Here is an 8384-nt window from a genome sequence, read left to right as displayed (position 1 = left end):
AGCAGGCTTTTTTGCCTGCTTTGTCATCAGTCTGGAGCTAAGAAAAAGCTCTTTTTTTCGTGCAATTTTTCGTTTTGTGGATCACTTAACTTTACAGTCTATCTATCATGTCCTCTGCTGGGTCTAGGATCTCTATGTCTGTTAATTCTTTAAATTCCTCTTTCATATATGGGAAGTGGGTACAGGCGAGGATGATTCCATCTGGCGTATCTTCCATCTTGTTGAAAAAATTAAAGAGGTCTCTCAGTCCCAACTTCTTTACGATTTCTTCTGGCGGTGTCTTCTTTTCAATTTCTTCCACAAGACTTAGGATGCCAAGAGAAATTGTGTCCCTAAAGTTTTTTGCACAGACAAGGGCATCAACTCCGTAGGCTGATTTTGAGTTTGCTGCCAGGATGATTAACTTCTTATACTTAGGGTCAAGTTCCTTATAAAAGTCCAAGGGAGTGATAATTTGTATTGCCTGGCGACGTGATAGATCATCAAGATCAATGGAAGCTGAAAGTGAATTGCAATAGATAAAAATTTTCTCTGCTCCCTTAGTCTTTGCCTCTACAATTTTTTCTTCAACGAGTCTTGTCAACTCTTCCCTTGAATAATATTGAAGAAGGGACTGGTCCTTGGGGTTTTCAGAAATTGGATAAGACAAAGTTTCAAATCCCCTCTCCCTTAAGAGGTCTACTCCCATCCTTGTGTCTTCATGAGTCCCTGCGAATACTCCAACTTTCATCTTCTCACTCCTTAAAATAAATCCACTTTAATGCTTGGGGCAAAACCTTGTAACTTATCTCCCTTGCCCTATAAATTTCTCCGTCAATGTTGTATAAAAATTCTTGGTCTGATGAAATCACCCCAGCCCTTGTTATAATTTCTCTCACTCCAGGCTTGCCTAGGTGGGTGCCTTTGCGATAGGAAGTGAATAATTTTATAATCCCTAGAGGTCCCATCTCATCTGCCAAGATTAAATTCAAGAGTCCATCGTCAAGCCTTCCCCTTGGTGATGGATTAAATCCATTGCCATAATAGGATCCGTTGCAAAGGGCTGATACTAAAAATCTCCCAGTGATTTCTCTTTCATTGTCTTCTTCGTCACAGTAAGAAATTTTTAAATTTACATTTTCTAAATTCGTCACACTTTTTACAACCCCGTAGAGGTAGGCAAGCTTGCCTGAAAGCTTCTTCCTATCCATGATGTCATAGGCGTACTTCAAAACATTGGTGTCGAAGCCAAGGCTCGTTACATTTATGCAAGTTTTTCCATTTACTTCCACTAAATCAATGGGAGAAACTTCATAATTAAAAATTTTTGAAAGGTCAAAGGGTCTAAAGTTTTTGGAAAAGTCGTTGCCCGTTCCTCCTGGCACAAGTCCTAAGGCTGTGTCGCTTCCCCTTAGGACGCTGGCAACTTCTGATAAGGCACCATCTCCACCTTTTATAAAGAGGATGTCGCCAGCCTGGTCCCTGAAGTCCTCTGCAAAGAGAATTGTGTCCCCTGCCTTCTCTGTAATTTTTATTTCATCTTCTTTAAAATATTTTAAAAGTTCCCTCTCAAAATTTTTGTCACGACCCCTGCCTGACTTGGAACTTATAATAAATAATTTTTTCATAATTCACCACTTGTATTTTATTATAGTAAATCTTAATTGCTTTTCCAAGAATCTTAATTCAAGGTATCTTAAAGAAGTTTTTTCATATTATCTAAAGAAGTTTTACCTAAAACTTTCCCTCCTCCTACTTGAAAATTTCTATTAACTCATACTTTCCTGAGCTTACTATAAAACCGAAAGAGCCAACCTAGTCCAAGCTTAAAGAGATACTTAAAGGCTTCTTTCCTCTTTTATCCTTGGCACCCAAAAAATTCGTGCAAGTTGTCTATAAATTTATCATAAAAACCTAAGATGAAGGCAAGAGTTCCCCCGCTGACTCCAGGCACATAGTCTGCTAGAACCATGACCATCCCGTGAAAAAAAATTAATTAACATAGATAATCCCTTTGTCAATGATAACATTTATGGATATATTTTATTATTTATTTGATTAAATTTAATAAATCTTTACTAATAAGGAATATAATATCCTTAATAAAAATTTTAGGAGGAAGTATGAAGAATATAAACTTAGACGAACCTGTAGCAAGTCTTATTGAAAAATTTCCAAACTTAAAAAATATTTTAAAAGATTTAGGCTTTACTGAAATTACAAATCCCCTAGCCCTTTCTACTGTGGGAAAAATGGTTTCGATAAAAAAAGGAGCCAAGATAAAAAATATAGACTTGGATTTAATCAAGGAGAAGTTAAGAGAAGAAGGCTTCAATCTAGTTGATGAAGAAATTGTTAATTATGATGCCAGGGAAGATAATGAAAGACTTAAGCTATTAAAATCCTATATTGAAAGACTTTCCGAGGGCGAAGACTTGGAATCTGTTAGAAGTGATTTTGTAAAAAACTTTAAGGATGTATCTTCAAAGGAAATTGTCGCTGCTGAACAAGAACTAATTATGAGTGGTCTTCCCCTAGAAAAAGTCCAAAAACTATGCGACATCCACTCTGCACTTTTCCACGAAAGTAATATTGTAGATGAGAGTCAAAAGGATTTGGAAAATATTCCAGGTCATCCCCTAAATATTTTGAGTGCAGAAAATAAAAAAATTAAATTTTTGGCTGACGAAGTTAAAAATAGTAAGGACAAGTTAGCTAAGATAAGAGAGCTTTTGAAAATAAATTCTCATTATGGAAAAAAGGCGGGACTTATTTATCCCCTCTTGAAAACTAAATACAATATCAGTGGGCCCAGCGATGTTATGTGGGCTGTTGATGATGAAATAAGAAGTGACCTATCTAACATTGTAAAGACAAATTCTTATGATGAGGAAGGCTTAAATAAAATTTTAGATAGGGTCTATGAAATGATATATAAAGAAGAAAATATCCTCTTCCCACTTTTAAAAGAAAACTTCACAGAGGAAGAGTGGAATAAAATTTATGGCGACCTTGAAGAATATGGACTAGACCTTCTTGATGATGTCCCACTTTGGAAAGACTACAAGCCAAAAGAAATCCTACCAGAAGAAGAAGAAGAAGAAGAAGTTTCTTCTGGAAGCCTTGAATTTGAAACTGGAAGTTTAAAAATAAAGGAAGCCCTTCAAATTTTTAGGACCCTTGATGCTGAACTAACCTTTATAGATAAGGATGACTTTGTTAGATATTATTCTGAGGGTAAGGACAAAATTTTTCCTAGACCTAAGTCCTGTTTAAATAGAGATGTAGCCTCTTGTCATCCTCCAAAAGTTGTCCCAATGGTAAAGTCCTTGCTCGATGATTTCAAAAACAAGAAGAGGGATCGTCTAGTTGTATGTAGAGATATTAAGGGAAAGAAAATCCTAGTTAAGTACCTTGCAGTTTATGATGAAGCTGGCACTTATATGGGCACCTTGGAAACAGTTGAGGACATAAGCCAATATTAATGATATGAAAAAAGCCTCATTAGAGGCTTTTATTTTAGGATATTAAGTATTGTGTCACAGGATTTTTTAATATCTTCATTAAAAACTTTATAAAAAATTTTCTCCTTATTTATAGAGTAATTGGCATCATAGTATTTTATTATCAAGTCTTTAATAATAAGATCAAAGTTTTCTTCATCCACCAACCTCAAATAATTTTCGTATCTCTTTGCACTTATATATCTCCTTAAATTTTCAAATGCAGAGATAATCTCTTCTTTTTTCTCCAATCCATAGTCACTTAAATAGTCGGACTTAATTCTCTCTGTTCTTCTTTCAATTGTGTCCTCAATTAAAAAAACTTTATCAGTCTGCCCCATAGCCCTTATAAGGTCTGCAGGAAGATTTATGCTACCTATGCGTGAGGACTCTCCTTCTACAAAGACTGGACCTTGTTTAAAACTTTTAAAGCTTTCCATAAGCTCTGACTCAAAGGTCTTTTGAGAAGGTTGCAAGCCCATGCCTATTCCCCCAAAGAGGGAGCCCCTGTGTCTTGCAAGTCCTTCAAGGTCAAGGACATTCTCCCCTCGCTTCCTTAGTTCTTTTAAAATTTCCGTCTTACCACAGCCAGTGTAGCCTTTAAGGACCACATACTTGTAATCCTTAAGGGTGTCCATAAAGTTAAGGACATATTTTCTATATGACTTGTAGCCGTGATTTAACTTATAGACCTTGTGTCCCAAGGTCTTTAGGAGATTAAAAAGTGCAGTAGAACGAAAACCTCCCCTGGAACAAAAGAGTACAACTTCATGCTCTTCTTCCATTTGGGAAATGCGTCTATAATAATCACTAAGCTTAGGTGCAAAGAACTCCACGCCTTTTTCCTTTGCTCCCTTTATATCTCCTGACACATAGAGAGTACCTACAATTTTTCTCTCCTCATTTGAGAGTATAGGCATGGATATTGCTCCTAAAATTGTCCCCTCTTCAAACTCTCCTTCACTTCGCAAGTCAATAAAGATAGGATTTTTAAATTTTAAAATTTCTTCATAATCTGTTGCTTTAAACATAGCTTTATTATAGTAGTTTTAAAAAATTTTTTAAAGTGTTATAGTGAATGTAGAGGTGAAACAATGAAGCTTCAAGTATGCGGAGGTTGTAACGCAAAAATTTCAGCCTCCTCTTTAAAAGCAACTTTAGATATTTTGGAAGTATTTAAGAGAAAGGAAGTCTTGGAAGGCTTTGCAAAAAATGACGATGCCGCCATTATAAAATTAAGTGACGAGATAGCAGTGGCACTTACCTGTGACTTCTTTCCTCCAATGGTAGAAGACCCCTTTGTCTTTGGAGAAATTGCAGCGGCAAATGCCCTGTCAGATATTTATGCCATGGGTGGCGAGCCTGTGGCAGCACTTAACTTAGTCTGCTTTCCAGAAGAGGAAGACAGAAGTATTTTGGAAGAAATATTAAAGGGCGGAGCTGCAAAGCTTAAAGAGGCCCAGTGTAGTTTGGTGGGTGGTCATTCCATTCACGACCCACGAATAAAATATGGACTTTGTGTCATGGGAATTTTAAATCCCCAAAAAATTTACAGCAATAACTCTTCAAGAGTGGGCGACAAATTAATACTTACAAAGCCCTTGGGCGTGTCCCTACTCTCATCTGCAAGAAGTGTGGGTGAATGTGAGGATAAGTACTTTAAAGGTGCAGTGGAATCCATGAGGACTTTAAACAAGTATGCCTGCGAAATACTTAAAAAGTACAAAGTAAATGCCATGACCGATGTGACCGGCTTCGGTCTTATAGGCCACTTAAGTGAAATGGTCTCAGACACAGCTGTGATTTATTCAAAGAATTTAAAAATACTTCCCGGTGCCAAGGAGGCTGCAGAAGAATTTCTCTTTACTGCAGGTGGTCAACGCAACAGAAAGTCTTATGCCGACTTGGTGGACTTTGAAATCCAGGACTTCGCCTTGGAAGAAGTCCTTTTCGATCCCCAAACATCAGGTGGACTTTTGGTATCACTTGCAGAAGACGGAGAAAAAGCTTTGGAAGACTTAAAAGCTGCAGGAATTCCCGCAGCAATTGTGGGAGAAATAATTCCCGCTCAAGATAAAAAAATAATAGTGAGGTAAAAAATGAAAGAAATCGATGCACTTGGACTCCTTTGTCCAAGACCTGTAATACTTGCAAAAAAATTAATTAAAGAAGAAAACCCCAAGGAATTTGCAGTCCTTGTAGACAATGAAATTGCAACTGAAAATCTATCCAAGATGGGGGACCAATTGGGCTACGCCACAGAGGTGGAAAAGGAAGACAAGGTCTACAAAGTAAATTTTAAAAAAGTTAGTGACAAAAAGCTTGAACAAGACTACAGCAAGGATGAATTTATTGTAGTCTTTTCATCAGATGAACTTGGAGTAGGCGATGAAGAATTCTCCAAAAAACTTTTGGAAGGATTTATCTACTCCCTTTCTGAAAAAGACCAAGTCCCAACATATATAGTCCTTTACAATCACGGCGTAAGGCTTTCAACAATAAATGAAAACACCGTAGCCGACCTTAAAAAGTTGGAATCAAAGGGTACGACTGTACTCTCCTGCGGCCTTTGCTTAGGCAACTATAACTTAAAGGAAGAGCTTAAAGTGGGACAAGTTACAAATATGGACAAGATTGTGGATCTACAAATACATTACAGGACAGTGAAACCTTGTTGACTTACAAACTTTTAACCTTTAAGTCGGTAAACTATGCCATGGAAGCGGAGAAAAAGACCAAGGACTTAAAGACCCGCCTTATCACTCTCCCCTCTTGGGTCACATCGGACTGCGGCTTCGGTCTTAAAGTGGGAGAAAATTTGGAGAACGTTTTGAAAATTTTAGGCAGAGAAAATATAGAAGGGATTTACGATCTCAAATGATTTACTTGGACAACGCATCAACAACTTTAATAAAACCTGAGTCAGTGGGCATAGCCGTAATGGAAGGGATTAACTCTCATCATTTCGCAAACCCCAACAGAGGCTCCTATGAAATGTCTTTAAATTCTTTAAGAGCCCTTTACGATTTGCGAGAAGAGTTGGGAGAACTTTTTGGCGTAGAGGCACTGAAGGTGTCCCTCTGTGCAAATGTCACTACTGCCCTCAACTTGGTTTTAAATTCACTTTTACATGAAAAAGATCACGTAATAACTTCAATGGCAGAACACAACTCCGTCCTTCGTCCCTTAAATCACTTAAAACTTAAAGGAGTAGAAGTGTCCTACCTGCCTCTAGCAGGAGATAAAATCGACTTAAGCTACCTAAATAAACTCCTTCAAAAAAACACAAAGGCGGTATGTCTTACAGCAATGTCAAATGTGTCGGGACAAATCACCAACTTAAAAGCTGCGGCAGACTTTTGTAAAAAACAGGGACTTATTTTAATCATAGACGGAGCACAAGCTGCCGGCACAATGGACTTAAATTTAAAAGACTTTGACCGCACCGTCCTTTGCTTCACGGGACACAAGTCCCTTTACGGACCAGAGGGCACAGGAGGTCTTGCCCTAAAAGGAGATATAAAATTTGAAGAAGTCTTCTCAGGTGGCGGAGGAAATTCAAAGGAAGAGCACCAAAGCCCTTTTATGCCTGACATATTTGAATACGGCACCATAAATGTCCATTCCAACTTAGGGCTTTTGGCTGGAGTAAAGTATGTAAAGTCACTAGGCATTGATAAAATTTCAAAGGACCTCTTTGAACTTTCATCCTACCTTTACAAGTCCTTGAAGTCTTTGGAAGGCATAAGGCTTTATGGTGACCACGACTATCCCCACGGACCAATTGTGTCCTTTAACTACAAGGACTATTCTTCAGAAGAAGTGGCGGACCTACTTTGGCAAAAGAAAGAGATCGCCACTAGGGCGAAACTTCACTGCGCCCCTCTCCTTCACAAGGCCTTGGGCACGGACAAAAGAGGTATGGTGCGAGTGTCTCTCTCCACCTTCAACAATTTTGAAGACGTGGACAAACTTATTGAAACATTAAAAAATATACCTTAATTATAAGAAGACTTATGTAAGGTCTAATCCATATAAGGGGACGGTAAAGACTTATTTAAAGTTCCATTTTAAATTAAAGGGGATAGATGCAAGCCTAAATACTTGCGTCTATCCCCTTTTACAAGTTCCCCAATAACAAAACAGGTCTTTAATTATTTTTATCTTTTGTCTTTTCTCTTTTCGTAGTCTTCTGTGATTTCGTCCTTCCATAGAAGACATTTAAGGTCTCTCTTGGGCATTCACAATTAGATCAAGGTGGGTGGATCTATCAAGCTCGGCTTAACTTAAAAATATCCCCAATATCAATAATACTTTCAAATAAAAAAGCCTATGAATTTAAACTTATAGCCTTTCTCCTCTTTTCTCCCTTGCTACCAAAAAATTCGTGCAAGCTGTCTATAAATTTATCATAAAAACCTAGGATGAAAGCAAGGGTTCCCCCGCTGACTCCAGGCACAGAGTCAGCTATTGCCATGACCATCCCGTTAAAAAAATTAATTATCATAATTCCTCCATTTATCTATGATAACATTTAATTGCAAAAATTATTTTTAAAGAAGGAAATTTTACAAATTTTTAATATCTTTTAGCAAATTAAAGGTTTATCATTTAAAATTCTTTTATTGAGGTATATAATAGTTAATAAGAAAATATTTTATTAACTACATAAAAATTTGGCGAGGAGGATAAACATGAAAAACAAAAAATTTTTAGAAAGTTTAGTCAGCATACTTCTTGTAATAGGACTTGTTACTTACACAAGAGATCCCTTCGTAAGCATCTTTATAATGATATGTCTTGCTGCTGTCTACAAATTAATAGAAACTAAGGTTTTAGAATCTTAATGACTCAAGAGACTTATGAGAGTCTCTTCAGATTGTAGACAAACCCAGGAATAAT

At 37.2% G+C, this 8384-nt stretch carries 11 protein-coding genes; 6 read left to right on the top strand and 5 right to left on the bottom strand.

Annotated elements, in window-relative coordinates:
• Positions 1–91 precede the first annotated feature (91 nt).
• The 3 genes from HMPREF1864_RS07300 to HMPREF1864_RS08440 all read right to left on the bottom strand — a co-directional run bounded on the left by HMPREF1864_RS07300 (position 92) and on the right by HMPREF1864_RS08440 (position 1951).
• Entirely contained in the window at positions 92–730 is a 639-nt protein-coding gene (locus tag HMPREF1864_RS07300) for an aspartate/glutamate racemase family protein (protein WP_062572133.1), read from the bottom strand.
• Positions 731–734: 4 nt separating this feature from the next.
• Complete coding sequence (locus tag HMPREF1864_RS07295; protein ID WP_062572132.1) at positions 735–1607, bottom strand: diacylglycerol/lipid kinase family protein; 873 nt, start codon at positions 1605–1607, stop codon at positions 735–737.
• A gap of 230 nt (positions 1608–1837) precedes the next feature.
• Positions 1838–1951: an undecaprenyl phosphate translocase family protein gene (locus HMPREF1864_RS08440; RefSeq protein ID WP_231723519.1), complete on the bottom strand. Its 114-nt coding sequence runs from the start codon at positions 1949–1951 to the stop codon at positions 1838–1840.
• A 151-nt stretch (positions 1952–2102) separates the two neighbouring features.
• Here HMPREF1864_RS08440 and HMPREF1864_RS07290 point away from each other — a divergent pair, with 151 nt between their 5' ends.
• Entirely contained in the window at positions 2103–3464 is a 1362-nt protein-coding gene (locus HMPREF1864_RS07290) for a DUF438 domain-containing protein (RefSeq protein ID WP_062572131.1), read from the top strand.
• Positions 3465–3493: 29 nt separating this feature from the next.
• Here HMPREF1864_RS07290 and mnmH read toward each other — a convergent pair whose 3' ends face one another.
• Entirely contained in the window at positions 3494–4513 is a 1020-nt protein-coding gene (gene mnmH / locus HMPREF1864_RS07285) for a tRNA 2-selenouridine(34) synthase MnmH (RefSeq protein ID WP_062572130.1), read from the bottom strand.
• Positions 4514–4576: 63 nt separating this feature from the next.
• Here mnmH and selD point away from each other — a divergent pair, with 63 nt between their 5' ends.
• The 4 genes from selD to HMPREF1864_RS07265 are packed head-to-tail and all read left to right on the top strand — an operon-like array spanning position 4577 to position 7484.
• Entirely contained in the window at positions 4577–5578 is a 1002-nt protein-coding gene (gene selD / locus HMPREF1864_RS07280; RefSeq protein ID WP_062572129.1) for a selenide, water dikinase SelD, read from the top strand.
• A gap of 3 nt (positions 5579–5581) precedes the next feature.
• Positions 5582–6160: a sulfurtransferase-like selenium metabolism protein YedF gene (yedF, locus tag HMPREF1864_RS07275; protein WP_062572128.1), complete on the top strand. Its 579-nt coding sequence runs from the start codon at positions 5582–5584 to the stop codon at positions 6158–6160.
• Positions 6154–6363 carry a putative Se/S carrier protein gene (locus HMPREF1864_RS07270; RefSeq protein WP_369817841.1) on the top strand — a complete coding sequence of 70 codons (210 nt, stop codon included), beginning with the start codon at positions 6154–6156 and terminating at the stop codon, positions 6361–6363. Before yedF ends, HMPREF1864_RS07270 begins: the two co-directional genes overlap by 7 nt.
• Positions 6360–7484, top strand: coding sequence for an aminotransferase class V-fold PLP-dependent enzyme (locus tag HMPREF1864_RS07265; RefSeq protein WP_062572127.1), 1125 nt, complete (start codon positions 6360–6362; stop codon positions 7482–7484). Before HMPREF1864_RS07270 ends, HMPREF1864_RS07265 begins: the two co-directional genes overlap by 4 nt.
• Before the next feature lie 328 nt (positions 7485–7812).
• Here HMPREF1864_RS07265 and HMPREF1864_RS08435 read toward each other — a convergent pair whose 3' ends face one another.
• Entirely contained in the window at positions 7813–7989 is a 177-nt protein-coding gene (locus HMPREF1864_RS08435; protein ID WP_231723517.1) for an undecaprenyl phosphate translocase family protein, read from the bottom strand.
• A gap of 187 nt (positions 7990–8176) precedes the next feature.
• Between HMPREF1864_RS08435 and HMPREF1864_RS08540 the strand changes: the two genes are divergently transcribed.
• Entirely contained in the window at positions 8177–8329 is a 153-nt protein-coding gene (locus HMPREF1864_RS08540; protein ID WP_156435964.1) for a hypothetical protein, read from the top strand.
• Positions 8330–8384 lie beyond the last annotated feature (55 nt).

The sequence above is a fragment of the Peptoniphilus sp. DNF00840 genome, from assembly GCF_001553125.1.
Lineage (GTDB): Bacteria > Bacillota > Clostridia > Tissierellales > Peptoniphilaceae > Peptoniphilus_A > Peptoniphilus_A vaginalis.
This window is presented reverse-complemented; position numbering and strand designations above follow the sequence as displayed.

Coding starts and splice junctions, on each gene's coding strand:
- HMPREF1864_RS07300 (WP_062572133.1), bottom strand. CDS start 730: ATGAAAGTTGGAGTATTCGCAGGGACTCATGAAGACACAAGGATGGGA.
- HMPREF1864_RS07295 (WP_062572132.1), bottom strand. CDS start 1,607: ATGAAAAAATTATTTATTATAAGTTCCAAGTCAGGCAGGGGTCGTGAC.
- HMPREF1864_RS08440 (WP_231723519.1), bottom strand. CDS start 1,951: ATGGTTCTAGCAGACTATGTGCCTGGAGTCAGCGGGGGAACTCTTGCC.
- HMPREF1864_RS07290 (WP_062572131.1), top strand. CDS start 2,103: ATGAAGAATATAAACTTAGACGAACCTGTAGCAAGTCTTATTGAAAAA.
- mnmH (WP_062572130.1), bottom strand. CDS start 4,513: ATGTTTAAAGCAACAGATTATGAAGAAATTTTAAAATTTAAAAATCCT.
- selD (WP_062572129.1), top strand. CDS start 4,577: ATGAAGCTTCAAGTATGCGGAGGTTGTAACGCAAAAATTTCAGCCTCC.
- yedF (WP_062572128.1), top strand. CDS start 5,582: ATGAAAGAAATCGATGCACTTGGACTCCTTTGTCCAAGACCTGTAATA.
- HMPREF1864_RS07265 (WP_062572127.1), top strand. CDS start 6,360: ATGATTTACTTGGACAACGCATCAACAACTTTAATAAAACCTGAGTCA.
- HMPREF1864_RS08435 (WP_231723517.1), bottom strand. CDS start 7,989: ATGATAATTAATTTTTTTAACGGGATGGTCATGGCAATAGCTGACTCT.
- HMPREF1864_RS08540 (WP_156435964.1), top strand. CDS start 8,177: ATGAAAAACAAAAAATTTTTAGAAAGTTTAGTCAGCATACTTCTTGTA.